General features: G+C 67.2%; 19 protein-coding genes. 13 read left to right on the top strand and 6 right to left on the bottom strand.

Features of this window, described 5'->3' with window-relative positions:
- The first annotated feature begins 248 nt into the window (after positions 1–248).
- Both ACFWQC_RS26795 and ACFWQC_RS26800 read left to right on the top strand, forming a co-directional pair.
- Entirely contained in the window at positions 249–605 is a 357-nt protein-coding gene (locus ACFWQC_RS26795) for a hypothetical protein (RefSeq protein ID WP_378685380.1), read from the top strand.
- A gap of 56 nt (positions 606–661) precedes the next feature.
- Positions 662–1,027, top strand: a complete 366-nt coding sequence (locus ACFWQC_RS26800) for a hypothetical protein (RefSeq protein WP_378685383.1) — start codon at positions 662–664, stop codon at positions 1,025–1,027.
- A gap of 19 nt (positions 1,028–1,046) precedes the next feature.
- On the opposite strand, the gene ACFWQC_RS26805 is transcribed toward ACFWQC_RS26800, so the two are convergent.
- Positions 1,047–1,664 carry a hypothetical protein gene (locus tag ACFWQC_RS26805; protein WP_378685386.1) on the bottom strand — a complete coding sequence of 206 codons (618 nt, stop codon included), beginning with the start codon at positions 1,662–1,664 and terminating at the stop codon, positions 1,047–1,049.
- Positions 1,665–1,780: 116 nt separating this feature from the next.
- Here ACFWQC_RS26805 and ACFWQC_RS26810 point away from each other — a divergent pair, with 116 nt between their 5' ends.
- From ACFWQC_RS26810 to ACFWQC_RS26825, 4 genes are all read left to right on the top strand, one after another.
- Positions 1,781–3,154, top strand: a complete 1,374-nt coding sequence (locus tag ACFWQC_RS26810; protein WP_378685389.1) for a hypothetical protein — start codon at positions 1,781–1,783, stop codon at positions 3,152–3,154.
- Between the two features lie 112 nt (positions 3,155–3,266).
- Positions 3,267–3,614 carry a hypothetical protein gene (locus tag ACFWQC_RS26815; RefSeq protein WP_378685392.1) on the top strand — a complete coding sequence of 116 codons (348 nt, stop codon included), beginning with the start codon at positions 3,267–3,269 and terminating at the stop codon, positions 3,612–3,614.
- Positions 3,614–6,055 (top strand): hypothetical protein, encoded by a 2,442-nt coding sequence (locus tag ACFWQC_RS26820; RefSeq protein WP_378685395.1) that lies wholly within the window; start codon positions 3,614–3,616, stop codon positions 6,053–6,055. Before ACFWQC_RS26815 ends, ACFWQC_RS26820 begins: the two co-directional genes overlap by 1 nt.
- Positions 6,055–6,663: a hypothetical protein gene (locus tag ACFWQC_RS26825; protein WP_378685397.1), complete on the top strand. Its 609-nt coding sequence runs from the start codon at positions 6,055–6,057 to the stop codon at positions 6,661–6,663. Before ACFWQC_RS26820 ends, ACFWQC_RS26825 begins: the two co-directional genes overlap by 1 nt.
- A 23-nt stretch (positions 6,664–6,686) precedes the next feature.
- Here ACFWQC_RS26825 and ACFWQC_RS26830 read toward each other — a convergent pair whose 3' ends face one another.
- Together ACFWQC_RS26830 and ACFWQC_RS26835 are read right to left on the bottom strand one after the other, a co-directional pair.
- Complete coding sequence (locus ACFWQC_RS26830; RefSeq protein WP_378685400.1) at positions 6,687–9,599, bottom strand: DEAD/DEAH box helicase; 2,913 nt, start codon at positions 9,597–9,599, stop codon at positions 6,687–6,689.
- On the bottom strand, positions 9,596–9,994 hold the full coding sequence (locus ACFWQC_RS26835; RefSeq protein ID WP_378685402.1) for a (deoxy)nucleoside triphosphate pyrophosphohydrolase: 399 nt from the start codon (positions 9,992–9,994) through the stop codon (positions 9,596–9,598). Before ACFWQC_RS26835 ends, ACFWQC_RS26830 begins: the two co-directional genes overlap by 4 nt.
- A gap of 284 nt (positions 9,995–10,278) precedes the next feature.
- Between ACFWQC_RS26835 and ACFWQC_RS26840 the strand changes: the two genes are divergently transcribed.
- From ACFWQC_RS26840 to ACFWQC_RS26855, 4 genes are all read left to right on the top strand, one after another.
- Entirely contained in the window at positions 10,279–11,115 is an 837-nt protein-coding gene (locus ACFWQC_RS26840; RefSeq protein ID WP_378685405.1) for an SDR family oxidoreductase, read from the top strand.
- 271 nt (positions 11,116–11,386) lie between these two features.
- A complete protein-coding gene (locus tag ACFWQC_RS26845) occupies positions 11,387–12,409 on the top strand; it encodes a LacI family DNA-binding transcriptional regulator (RefSeq protein WP_378685408.1) in 1,023 nt (340 codons plus the stop codon).
- A gap of 253 nt (positions 12,410–12,662) precedes the next feature.
- Positions 12,663–14,198 carry an alpha-N-arabinofuranosidase gene (locus ACFWQC_RS26850; RefSeq protein WP_378685412.1) on the top strand — a complete coding sequence of 512 codons (1,536 nt, stop codon included), beginning with the start codon at positions 12,663–12,665 and terminating at the stop codon, positions 14,196–14,198.
- A gap of 124 nt (positions 14,199–14,322) precedes the next feature.
- Positions 14,323–14,937 carry a nucleoside/nucleotide kinase family protein gene (locus tag ACFWQC_RS26855; RefSeq protein ID WP_378685415.1) on the top strand — a complete coding sequence of 205 codons (615 nt, stop codon included), beginning with the start codon at positions 14,323–14,325 and terminating at the stop codon, positions 14,935–14,937.
- 3 nt (positions 14,938–14,940) lie between these two features.
- On the opposite strand, the gene ACFWQC_RS26860 is transcribed toward ACFWQC_RS26855, so the two are convergent.
- Complete coding sequence (locus ACFWQC_RS26860; RefSeq protein WP_378685417.1) at positions 14,941–15,726, bottom strand: hypothetical protein; 786 nt, start codon at positions 15,724–15,726, stop codon at positions 14,941–14,943.
- Positions 15,720–16,469, bottom strand: coding sequence for a helix-turn-helix domain-containing protein (locus tag ACFWQC_RS26865; RefSeq protein WP_378685420.1), 750 nt, complete (start codon positions 16,467–16,469; stop codon positions 15,720–15,722). Before ACFWQC_RS26865 ends, ACFWQC_RS26860 begins: the two co-directional genes overlap by 7 nt.
- 74 nt (positions 16,470–16,543) lie before the next feature.
- Here ACFWQC_RS26865 and ACFWQC_RS26870 point away from each other — a divergent pair, with 74 nt between their 5' ends.
- Entirely contained in the window at positions 16,544–17,083 is a 540-nt protein-coding gene (locus ACFWQC_RS26870; RefSeq protein WP_378685422.1) for a TOPRIM nucleotidyl transferase/hydrolase domain-containing protein, read from the top strand.
- A gap of 3 nt (positions 17,084–17,086) precedes the next feature.
- Here ACFWQC_RS26870 and ACFWQC_RS26875 read toward each other — a convergent pair whose 3' ends face one another.
- A complete protein-coding gene (locus ACFWQC_RS26875; RefSeq protein ID WP_378685425.1) occupies positions 17,087–18,898 on the bottom strand; it encodes a hypothetical protein in 1,812 nt (603 codons plus the stop codon).
- 348 nt (positions 18,899–19,246) lie between these two features.
- Between ACFWQC_RS26875 and ACFWQC_RS26880 the strand changes: the two genes are divergently transcribed.
- A complete protein-coding gene (locus ACFWQC_RS26880; protein ID WP_378685427.1) occupies positions 19,247–23,290 on the top strand; it encodes a carboxypeptidase regulatory-like domain-containing protein in 4,044 nt (1,347 codons plus the stop codon).
- Positions 23,291–23,440: 150 nt separating this feature from the next.
- Positions 23,441–24,598, top strand: a complete 1,158-nt coding sequence (locus tag ACFWQC_RS26885) for a hypothetical protein (RefSeq protein ID WP_378685430.1) — start codon at positions 23,441–23,443, stop codon at positions 24,596–24,598.
- Positions 24,599–24,803: the final 205 nt, after the last annotated feature.

Raw genomic sequence — 24,803 nt, forward strand, 5'->3', positions numbered from 1 at the left:
CAACACCCTTACCATGGCCTTCGGCGAAGAACGCCTGGGTCTGAACTGAACACAAGCAAGCCGATGATCAGTTACACAAAGTTCCTGACACTCCCTTGATGATCGGTTTTCGATCCCTCGGGCGCTGGCGTCCGGAGGCATTGCTTGAGGCGGCTGATCGTCTCGAGGGAGGTCGCGCTGTTCCCCACTTCGGTCATCTGTACGACGTGCCCATGGTCGTTGACGCGCTTCGTCATACCGCTGCACAGGTGGCGGTGGCGCGAACCCGAGCCATCGACACTGCAGATCAGATCTTCGCTCAAGGCTGGGGGTTCACCGCTGCCAGGAACGAGGTCGTCATCCGAGAGTCGGTTGTCACTGTGGTCACCTACGAGGAACTTGACCGCATCGAGGACCTGATGGGCGAGTACGGGGTCGCCATGGCCTCCGCGCTCACCGACGTCGAGATCGCCCTCGATGAGCTGTACGCCGTCATCGAGGCCGCACGACGGGACCCCAACGCTCGTGCCCGGCCCCGGATGCAGCGCTCTCTGCGCCCCGTCTCCGGTGGTCGAGGTTGTCGAGATCGCCGCCGTGATCCGTGGTCATGGTGCTGGGATCGATGATTTACTAAGGCTCACAGTGGCGCCGGTGGGGTGCGCCGGATTCGGGAGGCTCGGACATGGGTGAAGGCTACGAGGTCAGTGCGGATGCTGAGAAGCTTGATGCCGTACGCAACCGGTTGGAGAAGCAGCGCGAGAATGTGCAAGCCATCGAGCTGACCGCGCCGGCGGGGTCCATGTTCGGTCTGTCCCCCAAGGGCCAGTGGCTCGAGGACGTGGTCAACCGTGGCCACAAGAACATCGGCCGCTCCCTGAAAGAGACCGCTCAGGGCTTGGAGAAGACCAGCGACGGCATCCACGACGCCATGGTCGAGATCGAGGGCGCTGACGTCGACGCTCAGATCGCGATGAACAAGATCGCCGATGCCCTCGCCATCATGAGCAACCCGCTGGTCATCTTCGGTAAGAAGAACATCCCCTTCTGACCGAGGCATCGCGGCGGGCTCAGATGAGTTCGAAGGTTTCCATCACTGGGTCGGTCAGGTCATTCGCGCCTGCGCGGTCCAGGTCCCCCTTGCCGAACTGCCAGACGACCCCGACAGTGCTCTCACCGTCTGCCGTCACACCCAAGTACTCGTCGTCCCAGGTCTGCGCGGTCTCCCATTGGACGTGGGCGAGGAGGACGCCGTTGACGGTGACGTCAGGCAGCCGTTTGACGTGACTGAGATTGGGATCGCTCTGGTAGTTCTTGAGCCGTTGCTCTGCAAGGCCATTGATACTGGCCTCGACGTCTGGATCACCGTTGTGGACGCCTGCGACCAACGACCCACCACCTGGGGAAAATCCAAGCTCATCCTTCGGGGCAGCGATGCCGACGCCCGTGGCTGTTGGATTGAGAACGGACCAGTCGGCAGGCACATGAAGGCGAGCCACATCGATCTTGGCTTCCTGCCAGCCAGAGAGCGTGGCGTCGCCGCTCCCCGAACCATCTGACTGGTTGGTGCCCGATTCTGAGACCGTTGGGTCACCGGAAGGGTCTGGGTTTTGGGATCCGCAACTGGCCAGGGTGAGGGTCGTTGCCACCACGAGGCCACTGATGCCGAGCATCCGAGAGGTCGTCATGGGAGGTGACTGTAGAGGATCCGCCCAGACGATCTGGCGCAACAAGCATCGGTGAGGGATGCTTTACCCATCAGGGCCGTGCGGGGTGGCTCACCGTACCTCTCGGGAGGAACCCGATGAACCAGCCGGCAGTCGATGCGAGCGGAAAAGTAAAAGGCCCTTGGATGCGGCGCCTGGATCTCTACGTGGCTTCCGGGGCTCCCGACGCGATCGCTGCGATGCTGGACGGTTGGCGCCGAGCGGGTTACGGGTTCAACGATGCTGGAAAGTCACTCACAGATGAAGCCCCGATTGTGGAGGAGGGCTTCTCTGAGACGTCCATGTCGGGCCGTGCCGCAAGAGGCGACATGCAACAGTCCGGTTCCGAGGTGGAGAAGAAGTACACCGTGGTCTCCGAGGCCGAGGTAGCCCTGACGGCCGTGCAGTTCCAGGTCAAGGAGGCGATGAAAGACCACATCGCGCTGTCAGCGACGTTGCCTTCGTCGCATGACCCGGTGAACACGTCGGACTTTGACACCGAGGTCAAGCCGGGCGAGGTCAACGAGCGTCAGGCTTCGGAGGGCCGAGCGGCGTTGCAGCAGGCCCAGGCCGAGCATGCGGCGCGTGAGCGTGCGATTGCGCATGCCGAGACGGTCGCGGCGGCTCGGATCAGGGACTATGACACCTCGGTGGACGAGGCGGAGCCCAAGGTGCGGGCTCTCTATGACGATGGCAGTGGCCAGTCGAATGCGCCGTCGAACCCGGCTTCGACACCGACCACGGTTCCGGGGTCGGCGAGTGCGATCGCGGCTTCTCGTGCGCGGATGGCGAAGTACAACCCGGGGGTGAGTTATGCCGAGGGTGATGGCCATGACTTGATCCGGAGGGAGAAGGAGTTCATCGCGGCTGAGGAGGAGAAGAACGAGCCGGAGTGGACGGGCGCTGAGTGGGTCAACGCCGACGGTTCACCGGCCCCGGCTACCTCGTACGCATCGATAGAGACTGCAGAGGGCCTGGCTCCACTGGCCGGTGGCACCAGCGGTGCGGTGGCGCTCGGTGTCGGACTCGGTGGAGCCATCCTGGCCGGTGGGGTCGCGAAAGCGATCGCCGGCAGGTTCGCCGCTCCTGGTTCGGCGGCGGGCAATGCACAGGCTGGGAAGGCCTCGGCCACCTCGCCGAGGACCGCTGGCGGGGCGCGTGGGTCCGGGGCGACCGCGGGCAAGAAGCTCACTGGCGCGGGCGGTCGTGGCATGGGCGGTGCTGGCAGCCGCGCGGGCGGCAGGGGCGGCCCGGCCGGTGCTGGCAGTCGTGCTGGCGCGAAGGGCGCGGGTGCGGCGGGCCGTGGTGCCGGCAGGAAGAGGGACGACAGGACGGGCAGCCAGGACCAGGACTGGCAGGCTGACTACACCGATGACTGGACCGACCCCAACTACCGGGTCTGGGATCCCAAGACCGATGGCGGTCGGCCGCCGGCTGAGCAGAACAGTAAGAAAGAGGGCGACGAGCGCTGAGGGCATCCTCACGGCGGGTGGAGCTGTAGAGCTTGCGAATTGGCATGTTTAGGGCGCCGGAATCGGGGTATGAGTGTGGTGACACCACTCACCAAGATCTCGGGGGCACCGCATGAACGTGCAGATCATCAGATCGGACGTGGAGACGTCGGCTAGGTCGATCAAGTCGGCTGCTGATCAGGTGGCGAAGATCGACTTCGGCTCGCCGCTTGCGAAGATCGCGCGCGCAATGACTGGCGGGGTGTCCCCTGGGGCCGCCAACGGTCTCAAGGGCGAGTGGAAGGGTGATCAGGACAGGTGGGTCAAGGCCGCGAACGGCCACCACGCCCGGACTTTGGATGATGCCAACCGGATCGTGGAGACCGACGACACCATCGCCCACCAGGGCTCGGCACAGGTGAACGGGCTCAACCAGCGCGGCCCGGCTCACCTGCCGAGGCGGATGGGTGGACCGCTCTGATGGCGATCACCTACGAGCAGCTGCAGGGCTGGGAGCCTGGTGATCTGGAGGCTGCGGCCGAGGAGCTCAATGGCTCCGTACGCAAGAAGCTCAATGACCAACAGGACGAGATGGACGCGGGCAAGGTCCCCGGGTCGTGGGTCGGGGTCTCCGCGGATGCAGCGACGCTCCGCCATGACAAGCTGACCGAGGGGCTCAACGACATGGCGGCCCCGGTCGCAGAGGTCATCAACGTCCTCGACCAGGTCGCGCCGCAGGTCAAGTCGGCTAAGGCGGCCGCGAAGTCGGCTTATGAGGCGATCACAGGCAAGCGCTACAAGGTCGAGGTCGCAACCAGCGCGACGGTAGCGACCTCCCCGCCGGCCAAGGCTGATGAGGACATGTCCGAGGAGGAGGCCGAGTCGATCAAGCGTCAGGTCGAGGAGTTCCAACGCGATCTTCTGGACGCGCTGCAGAAGGCCGAGCGTGCTGATGCCGACCTGGCCGATGTGCTGACCTCGGCCACCAAGAACCAGTTCGACGGCGGCACCGGCTCGATCCAGCAAGCCGGGCTCCCGCCCGAGCTTCGCGGTCTCTCCGATGAGGAGAACGCTCAGAAGATGGTCGCCAACCCGAAGGAGTACGACGGCTACGTCGGTGCTCTCACCCCGGAGCAGCAGGCTGCTCTTGGGCAGGCGATCGGCGAGCGTGGCAACGACATCCGCAACGACACCGACGGGATCGAGACCGACCAGATCGAAGACTTCACCACCCTCCTGGAGGCCTACGGGGAGGACCCGGAGGTCTCGACCGGTTTCCTCAACGAGGTCGGCCCCAAGGGTCTGCTCGAACTCAACGCACGGGCGGCCCTCGAAGGTGAGGTCGACGGCAACGAGGCGTACGCGACCGCCATGCGTGACCTGCAGCGGGGACTCGGCGCGACGCTGGCGGCCGGCACCCACAACATCGGCAACCACGACCCGGGCAGCCTGAGCCACGTCTCCGATGACTGGCAGCGAGATCTCCTTGCCGCCGGAAAGAAGGAGATCGAGCTCGGCGACGGCGCAACTATCCGCGGGTTCCAGGCACTTGCCCCGCTGTTGTCCGACGGGAAGGCGTACGACCCGGAGTTCCTCTCCTCGACGGGCGAGGCGATGCTCGACTACGAGCGGAACTGGGACTGGGAAGAGGACCGCAACGGCCCGTGGCGCTCCGGAGGCTTCGGCAGCACCGCGCGCCTGGACTACACCGACGGTTGGGGCCTTAAGGACACCCTCGGCCGCGACCCGATCACCGGCCTGCTGCGCGGCCTGGAGGACAACCCCGAGGCCTCGCGACAGTTCTTCTCCGACTCGGCCACCGACAAGGACGGCAAGGGCACCAACCTCGACTACCTCCTCCACAAGCGCGAGGAGGAGAACCGCTGGATCCCCGACGGCGAACACCCCAGCCACAAGTCGCCACTGACCGGCCTCGACGGCCTCGGCGGCGCCCTCGAAGCCGCCACCATCGGCGAGGGCGCCGACCAGCGGTCGGTCAGAATCGTCGAAGACCTCGTCAACAGCAGCTACGACCGCTACAGCAATGCCGACGATCCGAAGTTCTCGACGACTGACTTCGTCCCCAAGGAACTCCGTGAGGACTTCGCCACTATCACCAGCAAGTACATGGGCTCGATCCATCACGAACTCGGCTCCAACCCCGGAGGTCGCGGCGACATCACCGAAGGCTACGTATTCGATGACGCCCGTTTTAACCTGGGCGCCGACGACCAGGCGACTGCGGACACTGCCCGATCAACGAGGTTTTGGCTTGCTGAACTCGCAAAGGATCCGAACGCAGCCGAGCAACTTCGGTTCGGCTCCAACGCCTGGACCGCAGACCAGTTGACCCGCGACCTGCACGGACTTCAGTCTCCGGACGCGGCCCACAACGCAGTGTTCTCGACGGTGACAACGAACTACTCCGCGCTGGGCGCAATCGACTTCGGCGCCTCAATCGACGCGCGCGACGATCAGGTTCTCGCGGACAAGCGACACAACGACGGCGTCGACCGCGGGGTTGGGGCCATCGGAGCGATCCTTGGCGAGACCCCTATCAACAAGGTCCCGGGAAGCGGGTTCATGCTGGATCAGGCGCTCGGTCAGGTGAAGGAGGGTCTCCATCACGACGGCACCGGAGCGACCAACGAGTCGGTGGGAAGCCTATTCGCCTCAGACAAGGAGACGGTCCAAAATCTAGTGCGGGACACCTACTGGCACAGTCTCCCCGCCGATGCGTACCCTGCGGGCCTCGGCCCGGACACCAACCTGAACGACCTGACGCCGAGTCAGCGGACCGCGTACGACCACTGGATCTCCGACGACCCCTGGGGGCAGCAACTCAAGACAGAGTTGTCCGCAGTTGACGATGGGCACGGCGACAACCTGGAACGAGCGAAGCAGGAGTTGGAGGAGTTCTGATGCCACACCATCGCGTGACCGCTGCGCTCATCACCACTGTCTTCGTGCTTCTAGCAGGGTGTTCGAACGCGGATGATGACCCGCCGCTGATCGGTGCCAGTGAGATCGACGGAAAACTCACTCCGATCTCAGACTTCAAGCCAGCCCCAGGGCCGCCCTGCGACATGGAATCTGCCTTGCTCAAGGACGTTCCTGCAAGCAGGTTCCGTGCATGGACGCGGGTAGTCGACGGTCACGAAGAGAAGGTCGCCGTGGGAACCTGGAAGGCGACGAGGGACACGGCAAGTGCGCAGTTGTACACGCTGACCAAGAAGCGAGCCACGTGCGCGGATGCGGGCAGCGAGGACGGTTACAGCCTCGACGTTGCAAGTGTCGACAACCAGCCATCCGACGGGTTCCGATACTGGCGCACCGGCGCGAAGCCGAACATTCAGGTCGAGCGCACGTACACGTGGACACCGATCCACGAGGACGGGGTCTCTGACAACGACCAGCAAGACGGCTACATCGCTACCGTCTGGATGGAGCGCACAGACAGTAGCGTGCTCACTGGAGACATGCGCAAGATCATGAGTGCGCAACTCGTGCGCCTGACCAAAGCCGAATAATGGCGGTGCGCGGCGTGCTTGGCCTACTCCACGGTGAGGGTCGGGTGGAAGTAGTCGTAGAGCGCGGAGTCGATGGGCTCGTCGAAGCGCAGGAACATGCGTACGACATCGAGGGGCTTGCCGCTGCTGTCGGGCATGGTGGCCTGTTCGGCGGCCGACGAGGTTGCCTGGCCGAGGTAGTAGAAGTCTGAGCCTTCGGCGTCGTCCTTCTTCACGAAGATGTGAAGGTCGACGTCGTTGTCGACGATGGCACGGACCTCGACACTCTTGAGCGTGCGGCGGCTCCGCGTGAACCACTGGACGGTCGACGGATCGAGGAGCGCATCTTCATATGCGGTGCTTGCGTCGACGTCATCGGCCTTGTGCAGGGTGATGAAGATCGGGCAGGCCCTCGTTGCCCGGTCGACCTTGTAGCCGTAGAGCGTCGAGGTCCAACTGCGCGGCCAGGTGAGAAGACGGGTCGCCTCCTTGCGCCCATACTGACGAGCGCTGGTGAACGGCCGGTCGGCAAGGTAGCGCGACGTCACCACTTCGGAGCCGGTGCCGACAAGGTCATCGACTGCCTCGGCGAAGGCTGACGACCCCTGGTACGCAGCCAGCACCTCACCAACGAGGGAGACGTCGTCACCGGAGACAACTGCGATGCCAGCTCCGAGCCGCTTCTGGTCAGTCTCGCCGTGGCGCTCCAGCGTGAGTGTGTCGATCGCGCTGTCGACGTACCGAGGCCCTGACGGCAAGCCGGCCTTGAGGAATGCTTCAGCCACTGCCGACTTCGCCACGGATCCACTGGAGAACAACATCTTGACCAGCACAAACTCATGCAGACGCTTCGCCGTCATGACTTCGCTGGACAGCAAGGTGAGCGCCTGGTCTTCGACTTTGGAGAGGCCAGTCGGCTCCTTGTAGAAGTGGCTCAGTAGCGCTGGATAGTGCCGCTTCGTAGTTGCCAACAGCACGGGATCCGTTGACTCGAACTTCAAGAAATCATGCAAGAGCGGCATCCGGCCCAGCCTGTTTCGCTGAATGTCGATCGCCTTCTTCAGGTTCTGCAGGCTGTCGAGCTTGGTTGTCGCGATGGATCGCAGCACGCGCTCCTGCGAGATCTTGTCGAAGCGCACGCTCGACAGGCCGGGGACGACGCCTTCCTCCTCGGCAGCGATCAGCTTCTGCCTCAGCGACTCCTTGTTGAGGCTCTCGTCACCGAACAGTGCGATCGGGATCAGGTAGTTGTTGGCGTAGTTGCCGATGAAGTCGATGACGACCAGGTAGTCCTTGCCCGGCGCCTTCCGAAGGCCACGGCCGAGTTGCTGCACGAACACGATCGCGGACTCGGTCTGGCGCAGCATGATGACCTGGTTGATGCAGGGGATGTCGACGCCTTCGTTGAAGACATCGACGGTCAGGATGTAGTCGAGGTGACCCGTCTCGAGTTCGTCCACTTTCGCCTCACGGAGCGCGATCGAGTCCTCGCCGGTGACGGCGACGGTCCGCAGTTGCCGACCACGAAGCTCGGTCTTGTTGAGCGCTGCGGATAGCGCCCGCGCCTCGGCCTTGCTGCTGCAGAAGATCAGGCCGTGCGGGGCGACTCCGGCCTGGCCGTACGTGTCGATCGCCTTGACCAGGTGGTCGACTCGCTCGGGCGAGATCAGCCGCTTGAGGTCAGCGTCACCGTTGACCGTCTTCCCATCGTCGTACGTCACGTCGGCGATGCCGTAATAGTGGAAGGGGCTGAGCATGCCCTCTTCGAGAGCATGGTTGAGACGGATCTCGTAGGGCACGTTGTAGTCGAAGAGCTCGAAGACGTTGACCCCGTCGGTGCGCTCCGGAGTCGCCGTTAGGCCGAGCAGGAATTCCGGAGTGAAGTGCTCCATGACCTGCCGGTACGACGAAGAGGCGGCGCGATGGGCCTCGTCGACGATCACGTAGTCGAAAGCATTCGGGGCGAAGCCGGCGAGGACCCCGGATCGCGACAGGGTCTGCACCGTAGCGAACACGTAACGACGGTCGCCTTGTCGGAAGTTGCCGGTGACCTTTCCGAAGTTGCTGTCCGGCCCGCCGAGAACGCGGCGGTACTCCTCGATCGTTCGATCGAGGATCTGCTCGCGATGCACGACGAACAGCAGCCGCACCGGGTCGACGGCGCGCACGTCGAGAGCCGACAAGATCGTCTTGCCCGTCCCTGTCGCGGAGATCACGATCGCCTTGTCGTTGCCTGCCGCGCGGACGCTTGCGATCGACTCCAGTGCTATCTGCTGCATCTGGTTCGGAGTGATGACGGCCGGGATGTCCGGCTCGCTCGGCTGCCCCGGTTCCGCGGCGTGAACCGTCCGCCGCGGTGGCGGTGGGACGTACCTCTTCTTGTATTCCTCGACCCAAGCGGGATCCAGTGGCGTGGATTCCTCGATCTGTTGGGCGGCCAGCTCGTGGAGCTGGTACGACAGGTCACTGCTTTTGGTGGCCGAGACCTTGAGGTTCCACTCGTGGTTCTTGAAGAGCGCGCCGTCGGTGAGGTTCGCGCTGCCGACCATCGCGGTGACCCCGCTGCCACGGGTGAAGATGTAGCCCTTCGGGTGGAACGCGGAGGCCGGATGGAAACGTACGTCCACGTTGTGCTGACGCAGGTTGAGCAGTTCTGCGAAGGCGGTTGGTGGGTTGAACCCGAGGTAGTCCGCGGTGACGATCGTGCCCTTGCCGTCGAAGTCGACGATGTCCTGCTTGAGGCGGGCGATCGCACCCGGCGTCACGAACGCGACCGAGAAGAAGAACTCGTCGCAGTGGCGAAGCTCGTCGCGGATCGTACGGAACACAGAGGTGCGTTCGGTGTTGAGAACGACGCTGGGGTTCAGGTTCTTCGGCGCCTTCGTGGCCTTGTCGACGTACCCGAACTGAACATCTGCCTCGAACTCGCCATCGGACGAGAACCAGTCAACCTTCACGCAGCGAGGCCCTTCTGAATGAGCTCGACGGCGGGTACATCTGCCGGCGCCCATTCCAGCGAATCCAGTTCGCCCGCCTTCAGCCACCGCACCTCGGAGTGGTCGGTCAGCATCGGCGTACCTGAGATGAGGCGGCAGTAGAACGTCGTCAACGTGACGATCCCGAAGTCGTAGTCGTACGTCGTGGTGGTCACCTCGTCGCCGACCTCGACCTCGCAGGCCAACTCCTCATCGATTTCACGGGCGAGAGCTTGACGGGGCGTCTCCTCAGCCTCGATCTTTCCGCCAGGAAACTCCCACATTCCGGGTAAAGAGCCTGGCCCTCGGCGAGCGCACAGGACTGTGCCCTCTGGGTCGACGATCACTGCCCCGACAACGTTGATCTGCTTCTTCACACCGGTCCCTTCGTTGACCGTTCAGCAGCTTAGGGTCCTTGCGGGCAGAGCCACAGCACCTTCGCGGGATGTCTGCCTCCTGTGGCCAGCGGCGATGGAGCGCGGTGCCGTTGATGTGTCCGTGGTGGTGCGGCGAGGGTTCTGAGCTCGGCGCACAAGACGACCAGGTAGTTCCTGGCATGCTGGGTGCCGGAGCCGTTCGACGCAACCGTGTGCCCGTGGACCGCCAGAGATTGTGCGAAGGCATGCGCTTGGTGATCATGCCGGTGGAATGATGCCTGGGCATGAGTGACTTGAAGGGGCGTACGTTCCTGGTGACCGGTGCGAACACAGGCATTGGCAAGGAGACGGTGCGGGGGCTCGCAGGGCGGGGTGCGCGGGTGATCCTGGCCGGGCGGTCGGCGGAGAAGACCGAGGCGGCGATCCGGGAGATCGCCGATGAGACCGGCAACACCGAGCTCGACTTTGTCGCGCTCGACCTCGGTGACCTTGACTCGGTGCGGCGGGCGGCCGTGGACATCCTCACCGAGAACGAGCCGATCCACGTGCTCATCAACAACGCCGGGCTCGCGGGCAAGCGCGGGCTGACGAAGAGCGGGTTCGAGATGGCGTTCGGCACCAACCACGTGGGGCCGTTCCTGTTCACCGAGCTGCTGCGCGAGCACATCGCCGAGAGCGGGCCGGGGCGGATCGTGAGCGTCGCCAGCGTCGCCCACTTCGACGCGAAAGAGGGGATCGACTGGAAAGGCGTACGCCGCCCGACGGTCACGCGCACGGGATTCGCCGAGTATGGAGTCTCCAAGCTTGCCAACGTGCTCCATGCCCAGGAGCTGGGGCGACGGCTCAAAGGGACAGGAGTGACGACGTACGCCCTCCATCCTGGTGCCGTCGCTTCGGATGTGTGGCGGGAGGTGCCGTTCGGGTTGCGGCACGTGATGAAGCTGTTCATGAAGTCAGCGGTTGAGGGTGCGCAGACTTCGCTCTATTGCGCGACGTCGCCGGAGGTCTCCGAGCACACCGGGCGCTACTACGACGACTGCCGCGAGCGGAAGGCATCCAAGGTCGCCACTCCCGAGCTCGCGGCCGAATTGTGGGAGCGGTCGGTCGCCTGGGTGAGTTAGCCCAGCAAGGGTTGTCGTGGGGCAACGGAGGATGCGCCGACCGATCTGTCGGAGCGGGTGTCGGGCGAAGGTGCTGTGTGGGCGGCGTACCCCTTCGTTGTGGAATCTCCGGCCAGCGGGGGCGGGGAAGTCTTGGCTGGCGGAGTGTTTGCCGATGCGCTCGATGCGGTCGGAGACCGGCGCAGATCGCGCCGATAAACGAGTTCCACCGAAGGCCGAGTGCTGGACGCCAGGGCAGCCTGCCGCCGGATCGTTGACCTACGCTGACCCCATGACCAGGGTGCCGCGGCGGGCGACGGTGAAGGATGTCGCGGCGCTGGCGGGGGTGTCGCCGAAGACGGTGTCGAACGTGATGAACGGGACGGTGTTCGTACGTCCGGACACGCAGGAGAAGGTGCTGGCGGCGGTCGAGGAGCTGGGGTTCGTACCGAACCTGAGCGCCCGGAGCCTGCGCAACGGCCGGACGGGGGTGATCGCGCTGGCGCTGCCGGATCTGGCGACGGCGTTCTCGGCGGACTTGGTGCACCGGGTGGTGCAGGTGGCGCACGAGCGCGGGATGGCGGTCCAGATCGAGGAGACGGGGGCGGAGCCGAAGCGGGAGTACGACCTGGTCTCGCGGGCTCGCGAGCATCAGATCGACGGGCTGATCCTCAACCCGATCCGGCTCCAGGACAGCATCGTCGTCCACGACGACCAGCTGCCGCCGGTGGTGCTGATCGGGGAAGTCGAGCAGCACAAGGTCGACCGGGTGCTGATCGACAGCCGGCAGGCCGGGTACGAGGTGACGAAGCACCTGCTCGAGCGCGGCGCGCGACGGGTGGTGGCGCTGGGCGGGAAGACGGGCGCGACCGGTGCGTCGGCGACCAGCATCCAGCGGCTGGAGGGGTATCACCGGGCGCTGCGGGAGCACGGGATCGAAGCTGACCCGCGGCTGGAGGTGTACGTCGAGGAGTGGTCGATGGCGGGTGGCGCCGAGGCGGCCACCGAGCTGCTGACCCGCGACGCCGGTTTCGATGCGATCGTCGCGTTCACCGACTCGATCGCGCTCGGTGCGATGCACGTGCTCCAGGAGCGCGGGATCTCGGTGCCCGGCGACGTGATGATGACCGGGTTCGACGACGTCGAGCACGCCCGGTTCATGAACCCGTCGCTGACCACTATCGCCCTGGACCGGCACGCCTTCGCCGAGGCCGCGGTCGACCTGCTGCTGACCCGGATCGACGACCGCACCGCGCCGCCGCGCGCAGTGGCCATCCCGCACGAGCTGGTCGTGCGGGCGAGCACTACGCGGTAGCTCAGGGCGCGGCGATCAGTGGGCGGTCCAGCGGCCGTGTGCGATCCACACGCCGACGAGGATGCCCAGCAGGTAGCCGATACCCGCGGCGATGAGCATCGTCGTACTCATCGGGAACGTGGCCTTCGGGACTCCATGCTTCCCATTGGCGCTCGTGATCGAGGCGTGGTCGGTCGGGGGCGGAAGGGATCCACCGAATAGGGGAGGCGGAGACTCTTGCGAGCGTCATTACAACGATGTAATAGTTCGTGCCATGAGCCGCGCACGCATCACCATCGACCGTGACTTCACGATCGCCGACGTACCCCGACGTCTCTTCGGGTCGTTCGTCGAGCACATGGGGAGGTGCGTCTACACCGGCATCTACGAACCCGGCCATCCGACCGCCGACGACCGTGGCTACCGCAAGGACGTGCTCGCGCTCGTCCGTGAGCTGGGCCCGACGGTGGTGCGCTACCCCGGGGGAAACTTCGTCTCCGGCTATCGTTGGGAGGACGGGATCGGCCCGGTCGCGGACCGGCCCCGCCGCATCGACGGCGCCTGGCACACGATCGAGACCAACGAGTTCGGGCTGCATGAGTTCATGGGCTGGGCCCGCGAGGCCGGCGTCGAGGTGATGGAGGCGATCAACCTCGGTACGCGTGGGGTCGAGGAGGCGCGGGCGCTGGTCGAGTACGCGAACCATCCCGGTGGGACGTACTGGTCGGACCTGCGGCGGAAGAACGGGGCCGAGGAGCCCTTCGACATCAAGCTGTGGTGCCTCGGTAACGAGCTCGACGGGCCCTGGCAGATCGGTCACAAGACGGCGCATGAGTACGGCCGGCTGGCGCAGGAGACGGCCAAGGCGATGAAGCTCGTCGACGACTCGATCGAGCTCGTCGCGGTCGGCTCCTCGAACCGCCACATGGACACGTTCGGAAGCTGGGAGCACACCGTCCTGACCCACGCGTACGACGAGATCGACTACATCTCGATGCACGAGTACTACCAGGAGCGCTCCGGCGATGCCGCCTCGTTCCTGGCCGAGGCCGTCGGGATGGACGCGTTCATCGACGGCGTCGTCGCCACGATCGACGCTGTCAAGGCGGCCGGCAAGCACATCAAGCAGGTCGACATCTCCTTCGACGAGTGGAACGTCTGGTACATGGAGGGTCTCGACTCCGAGGACCAGCCCGATCAGGTGAAGAAGGAGTGGCGCGAGCACCCGCGGCTGATCGAGGACGAGTACTCGGTCACCGATGCCGTCGTCGTCGGCACCCTGCTCAACAGTCTGCTGCGCCACGGCGACCGCGTACGCATCGCCAATCAGGCGCAGCTGGTCAACGTCATCGCCCCCATCCGCTCGGAGGAGGGCGGACCGGCCTGGCGGCAGACGATCTTCTGGCCGTTCGCCCGGATGGCTGCCCTCGCCCGCGGACAGATCATGCGGCTCGCCGTCTCCGCCGACCAGATCCCGACCGAGAAGTTCGGCGACGTCGACGTCATCGACGCCGCCGCGACCTGGTCCGAGGTGGACGGCCGCGTCGCGCTCTTCGTTGCCAACCGGGGTCTCGACGAGGCCTCCGAGGTCACCGTCGATCTGCGTGGGCTCGGGGTCGTGCGCGTGGTGAGTGCCGAGTTGCTCACCATCCCCGAGGGCGGCGACCGGCACACGACGAACGTCGAGTCGGCTCCCGAGGCGGTCGGGCTGGTCCCGCTCACCGGGGTCGGAATCCAGGATGGCACCGTGCACCTGACCCTGCCGTCGTTGTCGTGGTCCGTCGTCGAGCTCGAGGTGGCGGTGTCGTGACGGGCCGGCGGTGGACGTCTACTTTTGCTAGACGATGACGCTTTGTGAACCCGTTCACTCAGTGTCATCGTCTAGTAAAAGCCCGGTTGCCGGGGCGTCCCCGAGTGCGTCGTGGAGGTTGACCTTGACCCTCGATGAGGACCGACTCCTCCGGCTGGCTGAGCAGCTCAGCGACAAGGCCGGAGCCAGGTTCGTGCTCGGGATCGTCGGACCGCCGGGGGGCGGGAAGTCGACGTTGGCGGAGCGGCTTCGGGACGTGCTCAACGAGGCCGGAAACGTCGCGGTGGTGGCGCCGATGGACGGGTTCCACCGGAGCAACGCGGAGCTGGACGCGATGGGGGCGCGGGGGAGGAAGGGGGAGCCGGACACCTTCGACGCCGAGAGGTATGTGGAGGCGTTGCGACAGGTGCGGGGCCGGGAGCGAGTCGAGTGGCCGACGTTCAGTCGGGTCACCGACGAGCCTGTGCCGGGTGGGGTCGTGATCGAGGACGAGCCGATCGTGATCACCGAGGGCAACTACCTGTTGCTGGATGAGGGGCCGTGGAAGAACGTACGCGGGCTGGTGGATGAGGTGTGGTTCGTCGATGTTCCGGACGCCGTCCTCGTGCCCAGGTTGCTCGAGCGGTTCCTCGCCGGCGGGAGGTCGCGCGAGGAGGCGGAGGCGAAGATCGCCGACAGCGATCTGCGCAACGCGGCGCTGGTCAGGGCGACGCGGGATCGGGCGGATCTGGTGCTGTAGCCGTCAGCCCTCGGAGGCGGCGCAGTCGACGAGGAAGGCCATCAGCTCGGTAGCGTCGTCGGTGCTGACGAGGGTGTCGAGGGCGTGGTCGAGCTCGAGGCGCCGGGAATGCGGGACGGTGATGGGGTCGAAGCCGTTCGAGATCAGGATGCCGGTCATCATCAGCAGGGCGGTGCGGGTGTTGCCGCCGCCGTAGAACCGGGTTCGGGCGGCGGAGCAGAAGTAGATCAGCGCCTGGAGGCGTGGATCGCCGGTCTCGACCAGGCGTTCCTGCAGCGTGGCGAAGCGGGTTCGGAGCAGCTCGCTGCCGTTGCGGCGCAGGGTGCCCTCGCCGCGGAACCTCCCGGCGTCGAGCGTCTCGTGGCGGGCGACGATCCGGTTGAGGCGGTCCGACGTCGATTTGTCGATTTGGAACCTGCCGTAGCCGATCAGGTCGCGGAGCGCGCCGTACGCCTCGCTGAGCCCCAGCACCTGTCGCTCCTCCCCGGTCGGGTGGTCGCCGACGGTGATGCCGGCGAGGAGGGTGTGAACCTCGGGGAGGGTGAAGCCGTTGCCCTCGAGCCTCGCGGCGTTCCAGATCAGCTCGGGCAGGCTCGCGCGGAACCGGCGCCAGGCGCGGTCGGTGTCGCTCGGCAGGATGCGCGCGGTGTCGACCTCGGTCCACCAGATGCCGACTTCGCGCAGCTGGGCGTCGCGGTCCGCGACCTCCCGATAGCTGTCGTCCGTGGTCGGCTTGCGGGCGGCGTACGTCTCGGGGTCCGGTGCCCAGCGGGGCTGTTTCGTCACCATGTCCGGATCTCCTCGCGGGCGCGGGTCGCGGCGTCGCCGCCGACCGAGATGGCGTCGATCGCGATCTGGATCGGGGCCGCGTAGACGACCCGATCGCGCTCGAACGTGCCGAGGAACAGGTCGGGTTCGGCGGCGGCGATGACCACGGTGGACCGGTGCGGGGCGGACGCCGGACGGAGGGTTCCGCCGGTGAGAAGGGGGCGGATCGCGCTCGGATCCTCGCACCACAGGACCGAGATCCGGGGGACTGCCTCATCGAAGGAGGGGAGGTCCAGGCCGGCCGCGCCGGAGACCGCCCAACGCTGGCCCGAGGCGTCGCCGGCGGACGCGAGCCGGCCGATGGTGGCCTCCCCGCTGAGCCGGATCGCGTCGGCGCGATGGAGTACGCCGGCGGCGCGCGCCGCCTCCTCGACGATCTGGACCGGGTCGCCGTCGGTCCAGGCATCGAGCCGGGCGGCCCACTGTTCGATGTCGGCGTCCACCTCGGCCGGGTAGTCCTCGTCGAGGATGGCTCGCGCCGCCGCGGCGGCTGCTGAAGAGGCCAGCGTCGAGGTGCTCATCGTGAGGTCGAGTCCGCAGGCGGCGGTGATGTTGTGGAGGGTCGCGACCGACGGACTGACCTGGTCGTTGAGGATCCGATGGACCGTCGATGCGGCCACGCCGGCGCGCGCAGCCACCTGGCGCGCGTTGAGCCCCGAGTGCTCGATGCACTCGGCGACCAGGCGGCCGACGTCCTGTTCCATATATGCAACCCTAGGGCGCCTTGTTGCATATATGGAACAGGCGCGGCGGCGTACCTTCTTCTAAGGTGTGCGCCATGACGAGACCGATCACGCTCCTTGTCGAGGGAGAGTCCGACAAGGCTCTGGTGGAGGCGCTGGCTCCGCGCTACGGGGTGGAGCTCGTCGAGCTCGGGATCGAGGTCGTCTCCATGGGCGGCGCCGGGAACGCCGGGCGGTTCATCCGGGAGACGACGGCCGCGGGGCATCGGGTCGGCGGACTGTACGACGAGGCCGAGGAGCACTTCGTCACCAACGCGCTCGGCAGGCAGGTCGGCGAAGACCTCTCCGGGCAGGGGTTCTTCGCGTGCCGCCGCGATCTCGAGGACGAGATGATCCGGGCGATCGGAGCTGCGCGGATCGTCGAGATCCTCGAGGCCAACGGCGAGGGCGGAAAATTCCGTACGCTGCAGAATCAGCCCGAGCACCGCGGCGAGGAGGTCGCCGACCAGCTGCACCGCTTCTTCGGCACCGCGTCCGGACGCAAGATCCGCTACGGCACGATCCTCGGCGAAGCCGTCGAGCTCGAGTCGATCCCGGACCCGCTCGTCGGGCTGCTGACCTGGTGCTGGGGCTGACGCCTAGGGCTCCATGTCGTCGTGGACGACGACGCGGGAGAGCTCGATGGTGCCGTCGGGGCACTTCCAGAAGTGCAGCCGGCGGGCGCTGGGCGTGTGGATCTGCATCGAGACGCGGTAGCAGACGGCGCCGTCGGTGCGGGACTGTGGCGCGGCGTTGCCGCCGGCAGAGGTACGCAGCTGGTGCAGCTCGCGGCCGGTCGACTGCTCCGCGAGGCCGGTGAGCACCTCCATGACCACGTCGGCGATCTTGTCGACGGCGATGCCTTCGAGCGCGTCGACGCTGTCGAGGAACCGCTCGCCGATCGCGTAGTCCGGCAGCGGCCGGGTCGGCTGCTCGCCGACGGGGATCCGGCGGGCCCAGGCGGCCTCGACCAGATGACGGAAGCCGCGCTCGCGGTCGGCGAAGACGGGTAGGGCGACGTCGGACGGTGCGGTGCGCTGCTTGGCGCGGCGCAGCTGGGAGCGCATCCGGGCCAGCTCGGCGTCGCGGGTCTCGACCTGTCGGGCTGCGCGGGCGAGGTCCTTGGCGAACTGCACGCGCTCGTTGCGCAGCCCGGAAACCTGGTCGCGAAGCTCGGTCAGCTCGGCCTCGAGGTGGGCCTTCTCGGCCTTGATCGCGGTGACCTGAAGAGACATCGACTGCACCGCGGCCTTCTTCGCCGGCGCGTGCTCCTTCTCCCGCACGGGCTCGGGCGACGGAGCCGACGCGGGTGCCGGCCGGACCGCGCGGACCGGCTCGCCCTTGCGCCGCGGCATCATCGCGGGACTCGGGATCGCCGCCTTGGCCGGAGGCTCGGCAACGGGCTCGGCAGCAGGCTCGACCGGCTCGACCACCGGAGCGACCTCGGCAGGTGCGGGCTCGGGATCGACATGCTCGACGACCGCGGGCGGCGGAGCATCCGGGTCGAGCCAGGGCGGACCACCGGCGTACAGGGCGAGAGCCTCGCGGGCGGTGTCGTGCTCGCGGACCTCGCGCAGCGACAGCCGCCACTTGGGCCCGGCGGCGACGACCCGCGCGAGCACGACCTCACCAGGGGTCAAGAGCGCCGAGAGGTCGTCGTCGGGGTCGCCGGTCACATCCGAGCGGAAGAGCTCGACGGTGACGTCGGGGTGCAGGCGCAGGTCGGCCGAGCCGGCCAGCACGGAGCGAACCTCGGCGGGGACGACGTCCCCGGCGGCGTACGTCTTCAATGCCTCCTCGGCGGTGGGGCGGCTCTCCCGGATGTCGAGCCAGCGTGACTTCTTCTCCAGTACGCCGTCGACGTGCATGCCGGGCGCGAGGACGCGTTCGATCGGCACCCCGGCCTGGGCGAGCTGAGGCGGGATCGAGGCCATGTCGCCACCAACGAGGTCGACCAGCGCGCGCTCGCTCATGATCGAGCGCACCGTGCCGGCGCGGCGCTCGCGGGTGGAGGCGGTGCGGGCGCTGTCGAAGAGGCCGGCCGCCGCGGCCATGTCCAGGGCGTCGTCGATGAGCTGCCCGGTGAGCTTGCGACCCTCGGACTTGCTCCACGCGAACCGCAGCGGGGCCTGCAGCAGGTCGATGTTCCACGCCAGGCCGACGGGGTAGACCCGCCCGGCGCCGCCGTAGACCTGGGTGCCCGGGGTCATCTTGTTGGAGAAGGCCCAGGTGTGTCCGCCGGTCGTGACCAGGTAGAGGTCGGCGAGATCGCCGATCTCGGCCGCGATCCGCTCCACGTCGGCGTAGGGCTCGGTGTGTCCTGACGCGACTGTCACCACCACGGTCGGCTTCGTGCGGGAGTCGCCGTTGAGAACCGCCGCCAGCGCCTCGGCCTCGGACGTGTTCGTCACGCGTTTGATCGCAGACATGCCCCTCCTTTTACAAAAACGTACAGCGAACGGAAAGCGGACCTACGTCAACGACCCGGCCTTGGACGGAGGATTCGGCTGACGCCGATACGGGGGGCGGGTGTCAATGACGCAGCCGTGTCATATTTGCCTCGCCAACTTGTCTAGAGCCGTGACGCTTTTACGACATTGGCAGGTATCTGCCGCGCTCCATCGCGCCGAATGACTGCGGCTGTAACAAATCGAGAGAACGCTTTCCCGTGGCAATAATCGATCCGTCCGCATTACCCGGGAAATGTGCACGATCTCTGTTCGCGGGTTTTGCCGACGGTTTCCGCAAGGAGACCCACCTTGAGATATTCACGCCTCGGCCGATCGGCCGTAGCAGCCACAGGCATACTCGCCGCAACGGCTGCGATGCTTGCCGCCACCCCCGCATTCGCCGGCACCCCTACAGCCGACGACAAGGCCCCCGCGGCCAAGCTCACGTCCACCCTCGAGTCGAAGTTCGAGAAGTCGGACTCGACCGACTTCTGGCTCCGGTTCTCCGACAAGGCCAACCTCGGCCCGGCCTCCTCCATCGACGACTGGACCGAGCGTGGCCAGTACGTCGTCGACGCGCTCGAGAAGACGGCGAAGGCATCTCAGGCCGGCGCGGTCGCCGAGCTCGACTCGGCCAAGGCCAGCTACAAGACGTACGCGATCTCGAACGCGATCCTGGTGAAGGACGGCTCCGAGGACCTGGCGCTGAAGCTGGCCGCGGACCCGGAGATCAAGACCGTCCACGAGCGGGCCAAGCTCTCGCTCGTGGAGCCGGTCAAGGAGGAGACGTCCACCAAGGCGCCGCAGGGCATCGAGTGGGGCATCGACTTCATCAACGCTCCCGAGGCGTGGGAGCAGGGCGCGACCGGCGCCGGCATCGTGGTCTCCAGCGTCGACTCCGGCACCGACTACACCCACCCGGCCCTGGTGAACCAGTACCGCGGCAACAACGGTGACGGCACCTTCACCCACGACTACAACTGGTACGACGCCTACGGCGACTGCTCCAGCGGTCCCTGCGACCTCGACGGCCACGGCACCCACACCATGGGCACCATGATCGGCGACGACGGCGCCGGCAACCAGATCGGTGTCGCACCCGACGCCGAGTGGATCGAGACCAACGGCTGCTGCGGCAGCGACGCGGGGCTGCTCGAGTCGGGCTGGTGGCTGCTGGAGCCGACCGACGCCTCCGGTGAGAATCCGGACGTCGCCAAGCGCCCGCACGTCATCAACAACTCCTGGGGCTGGAACGGCGTCGGCTACATCGACTCCTTCTTCGACGATGTGAACGCCGCCTGGAACGCAGCCGGCCAGTTCTCCTCGTGGGCCTCCGGCAACCCGGGCTCGATGTGCCAGGGGACGTCCTCCCCGGGTGCGAACGTGCTCACCTACTCGGTGGGCGCGGTCGACTCCTCCGGCGCGGTCGCCTCCTTCTCGGGCCGTGGCCCGGGCCAGGACGGACTGGTCAAGCCCAACATCGCGGCGCCGGGCGTGAACGTACGCTCCTCCCTCCCGGGTGGTTCGTACGGCAGCTACAACGGCACCTCGATGGCCGCCCCGCACCTCGCGGGAGCCGTCGCGGCGCTGTGGAGCTACAACCCGACCCTGATCGGCAACGTCGAGGAGACCCGCCGCCTGCTCAACGAGGCGGCGACCGACGTCGACGACTCCACCTGCGGTGGCACCGCCGAGAACAACAACGTGTACGGCGAGGGCTACCTCGACCTGGCGCGCCTGATCGCCCTGGCTCCGGCCGAGGGCGGCACGGTCGCCGGCACCGTCACCAGCGGCGGCGAGCCGATCGAGGGCGCGACCGTCGAGCTCGACGGTGACGCTCTCGACCGCACCCTCACGACCGACGCCGAGGGCCACTTCTCGGCCGGTGTCTTCGTCGGCGACTACGACCTGACCACCTCCGCCTTCGGCTTCGTCACCGAGACGGGGTCCGCGACGGTCACCCAGGACGCCACCACGACCGTCGACTTCGACCTCGCCGAGGCTCCGAAGCACACGGTCAGCGGCACGATCACCAACGCCAGCACCAACGCCCCGATCGCCGGGGCCGAGGTCCAGCTCTCGCCGGGCAACCTGTCCGCGACCTCGGGCGCCGATGGGACCTACTCGATCGCGGGCGTCCCGGAGGGGACGTACACGATCTTCACCGAGGGGTCCGGCTGCGCCGAGGCCACGAGCTCCGAGATCGAGGTGACGGGCGCCAAGACGCACAACGTGAAGGTGGTCTTCTCCTACGACGACTACGGCTACTTCTGCTCGGAGGGCTCGAGCGGCGTACGCTCCGGCACCACCGCGCTCGGGCTGGACGGGGACGACGCGGCCGCCTCGGTGGACCTGCCGTTCAGCTTCCCGCTCTACGGCGGCAGCTACGCCAAGGCGTACGTCGCATCGAACGGTCACGTGAACTTCCTCGCGTCCAGCACTGCCTACGGCAACGGGGCGATCCCGTCCGCGGCCGTGCCGAACGCGGCGATCTACCCGTTCTGGGACGACCTCGACGCCCGCGGTGAGGCCGACGTGTTCACCGCAGCGACGACGGTCGACGGCGTGGACGCGTTCGTCATCGAGTGGCGTGACGTCTATCCGCTGAGCAGCTCGGACCTGCTCGACTTCTCGGTCACCCTCTTCGAGGACGGCCGGGTCGAGCTGGGCTACGGGGACCTGCCCACCAGCGACCGGGCCCTGGGCGGCTCGGCCACGATCGGGATCGAGAACGCCACCGGCACGATCGGCACCCAGTTCTCGCTCAACACCGCCTCGCTGAGCGACAACAAGTCGATCACCTTCGACCTGGCCCCGATGGGCACGGTCTCCGGTATCGTCAAGGACTACAACACGAAGGCAGGCATCGACGGCGCCGAGGTCACCCTGACCCCGACCGCCGGCGGGTCCGTCAAGACGGTTGAGACCGGCGCCGACGGCTCCTACAGCGTCGACCTGGTGACCGGGAAGTACGGGGTGAGCTTCACCGCGCCCGACTACGACCCGATCAGCCGCAACCTCACCGTCGCCGAGGACACCACGCTCACCTCCAACGCCCAGCTCAAGGCCGGCCGGCTCGCCGTCACCCAGACGGCGCTGAACGCCAGCCTCGCGATGGGTGGCTCGGTCTCCCGCAACCTGAAGATCACCAACACCGGGTCCGCGCCCGCCGAGGTCGATCTGGGTGCCACGGGTGAGGAGATCGTCATCCAGGGCGACAAGACCGCCTCGGCCGGTGTCACCAAGAGCGTCACCAACAAGGCCACGACGGTCGAGACCAAGCCGGGCGCCGGCTCGAAGGCGTCGGGTCTGACCTCGTCGAAGTCGGGGAGCAAGCTCGGTTCGTCGGGCCAGCCCTCGGCGACCGCTCTCGCGCCGACCCCCGCGGGTGAGACGACCCTGTCCCACTCGAGCTCGCACGAGGTCGTGCAGGCCAGCTCGGTCGCGTGCCCCTCGGGGACCACGACGATCCTGCGCACCTACTCACCCGGTGACTTCGGGATCTCCGGCGGCTTCACGCCCACCAGCGTGAGCTTCGCGGTCCAGGAGTCGGCGAACGGGAGTACGCCGGTGACGGCGACGCTCTACACGTTGCCGGAGGGCGCGGCGTTCACCTTCGCCAACCTGACCCCGATCGGTTCGGGTACGACGACGGTGACCGGCGACTTCGGGGCGACCTACACGGTGCCGGTCGCGGCCTCGGCGGAGATCGCGCCGGACGACATCCTGGTCGTCTCCGTCGCCGGTGGTGCGGTCTACTTCGGTGGCAACGCCGCCGCCGAGACGTCGCCGACCTACCTGGCCTCCGACGCCTGCGGTACGCCGGAGCCGACCGACGCCGCGGAGCTCGGGTTCCCCGACTCCAACATCATCCTCGATGTGACCGGTGAGGCCGGTGGCGGCGGTGGCATCGCGTGGCTGGACGTCCAGCCGCCGTCGTTCACCCTGGCGCCGGGCAAGTCGGTCACCGCGGTTGCGTCGTTCGCCGCAACGGTCGACCAGCCGGGCACCTACACGGCCGACGTGGTCATCGGGAACAACACGCCCTACACCGTGGCGCCGGTCCCGGCGACCATGATCGTGAAGGCGCCTGCGGGCTGGGGCAAGATCACGGGCACGGTGACGGGCTCGGGTGAGGCGCTCGAGGGTGCTGTGGTGGCCCTCGACGGCGTGTCGTACGACGTGACGCTGCGGACCGATGCGGACGGCACCTACGGGTACTGGATGCAGAAGTCCAACGCGCCGCTCCAGGTGGTCGTCGCGGCCGACGGGTTCGTCCCGGCGACCAAGAAGGCGCAGATCGTGGCTGGTCAGACGACTGTCTACGACTTCGACCTGAAGCCGCTCGACTAGCGCTCGACCGGTTCGACAGCGAGGCCCCGGGCACCAGCAGGTGTCCGGGGCCTTCGCGTGTTTGTTCGGAACGGGTCTGGTGGGGCTCGAATGTCGGTGCTGCGGTGTACGATCGCGGCGCTTGCGAGAACAACCCCCTAACCAGCCCCTATGCCTCATTCCTCCATGCCGGCCGTAGCCGAGATCCTGCGCTTGCGGGCTCCGTTGAGCCTGCAGGTTCTGCGCGCCGCTTTGAAGGGCAAGCGGGTGCTGCTGACCGAGGAGGAGCTGCTCGGCATGCTGAACTCGGGCGGCTTCGTCGAGGGGCCACCGGGGCAGTGGAGCCTGGCTCCGGCCTCGACCGCGGCGCCCGCGCCGGCTCGGTTCAACCAGGCCTCACTCGCTTCGCGTGTGGGGGTCGAGAGTGACGTACTCGTGAAGGTGCTGGACGCGCTGGTCACCGACCACCCCGAGGTCAACTGGGGTGCGCTGCGGGACCGGCTCGAGTCCGGCGCCGATGTCGCGGTCTCCGACCGCACCCTCGGGCTGCTCGAGGAGGGCGTACGCCGCTTCGAGGTCGCCCGGCTGCGGGCCGAGAAGCAGCAGGCCGAGGAGCGTGCCCGGGAGGCGGAGCGGCGCCGCGAGCTGCAGCAGCTGGCCGAGAGCGAGGTCGCGATGCTGCGCGCCGAGCTCGACGACGAGCGGCGACGGGCCCATGACGCGGCCGTCGAGCGCGACCGGCTGCGCCAGGAGGCCGAGAAGCTGATGGCGCTGAAGGAGCAGGAGACCGCCTCATGGGCGGCCACGGCCGCGGGCGGCTGGATGCTCGACCTCGGCGCGCCCGAGACCTTCGGCGAGGAGAAGCTCCGCCAGGCGCTCGGCCAGCTCGAGTCGGCGCTGGTCGTGCTCAACGTGAGCATCGGGTCGCGGGAGCTCGAGGCGGTCGTGGTGCACCCAGGTGGCGTCGCGGTCATCGAGCAGCACGACATCCCCTCGACCGCCGGCATGGTCGAGGTGCCGGCCGCGGGCGCGGCCTCCGTCGACGGCCGCCCGCTGGAGGTCGCCGATCCGCGGGCCGATGTGCTCGCCGCCGTACGTCTTCTCCAGAAGACCGCTTCGCTCGACCTCGCCTACCTCCCCGTGCTCGCCTTCCAGGGGCCCGCCGAGGCCGAGGGTGAGGACGTGCTCGTCTGTCTCACCGGCGAGGTCGATCTCGCCGTCGACGACATGCTCCACTCCCAGTCGTCGCGGGCCTCGCCCGAAGCCGCGGTGGCGCTGCTGGCGAAGCTCGGGGTCCCGGAGCTTCCCCAGGCTCCTTCGGGCTTCTGACCTCCCGCCGAGGCGTCGGTTGCGCTGGCCGAGGCGTCAGATAGGTCGGCCGAGGCGTCAGGTAGGTCGGCCGAGACGTCACGTACGTCGGCCGAGACGTCACGTACGTCGGGCGCAGTTGGGACGCCTTTGGCACAAACCCCCCCGGGGGGGCGCACGGGGGCCCCGGGGGGGGCCAAGGGCCCCCAGGGGTGGAGCGGGAGGG

The sequence above is a fragment of the Nocardioides sp. NPDC058538 genome (assembly GCF_042719275.1).
In the GTDB taxonomy this organism is placed as follows: Bacteria; Actinomycetota; Actinomycetes; order Propionibacteriales; family Nocardioidaceae; genus Nocardioides.

What these genes read in the sequence shown, in the direction of transcription:
- ACFWQC_RS26800 (WP_378685383.1), top strand. Translation starts at nt 662, where the DNA reads ATGGGTGAAGGCTACGAGGTCAGTGCGGATGCTGAGAAGCTTGATGCC.
- ACFWQC_RS26805 (WP_378685386.1), bottom strand. Translation starts at nt 1,664, where the DNA reads ATGACGACCTCTCGGATGCTCGGCATCAGTGGCCTCGTGGTGGCAACG.
- ACFWQC_RS26810 (WP_378685389.1), top strand. Translation starts at nt 1,781, where the DNA reads ATGAACCAGCCGGCAGTCGATGCGAGCGGAAAAGTAAAAGGCCCTTGG.
- ACFWQC_RS26815 (WP_378685392.1), top strand. Translation starts at nt 3,267, where the DNA reads ATGAACGTGCAGATCATCAGATCGGACGTGGAGACGTCGGCTAGGTCG.
- ACFWQC_RS26820 (WP_378685395.1), top strand. Translation starts at nt 3,614, where the DNA reads ATGGCGATCACCTACGAGCAGCTGCAGGGCTGGGAGCCTGGTGATCTG.
- ACFWQC_RS26825 (WP_378685397.1), top strand. Translation starts at nt 6,055, where the DNA reads ATGCCACACCATCGCGTGACCGCTGCGCTCATCACCACTGTCTTCGTG.
- ACFWQC_RS26840 (WP_378685405.1), top strand. Translation starts at nt 10,279, where the DNA reads ATGAGTGACTTGAAGGGGCGTACGTTCCTGGTGACCGGTGCGAACACA.
- ACFWQC_RS26845 (WP_378685408.1), top strand. Translation starts at nt 11,387, where the DNA reads ATGACCAGGGTGCCGCGGCGGGCGACGGTGAAGGATGTCGCGGCGCTG.
- ACFWQC_RS26850 (WP_378685412.1), top strand. Translation starts at nt 12,663, where the DNA reads ATGAGCCGCGCACGCATCACCATCGACCGTGACTTCACGATCGCCGAC.
- ACFWQC_RS26860 (WP_378685417.1), bottom strand. Translation starts at nt 15,726, where the DNA reads ATGGTGACGAAACAGCCCCGCTGGGCACCGGACCCCGAGACGTACGCC.
- ACFWQC_RS26865 (WP_378685420.1), bottom strand. Translation starts at nt 16,469, where the DNA reads ATGGAACAGGACGTCGGCCGCCTGGTCGCCGAGTGCATCGAGCACTCG.
- ACFWQC_RS26870 (WP_378685422.1), top strand. Translation starts at nt 16,544, where the DNA reads ATGACGAGACCGATCACGCTCCTTGTCGAGGGAGAGTCCGACAAGGCT.
- ACFWQC_RS26885 (WP_378685430.1), top strand. Translation starts at nt 23,441, where the DNA reads ATGCCTCATTCCTCCATGCCGGCCGTAGCCGAGATCCTGCGCTTGCGG.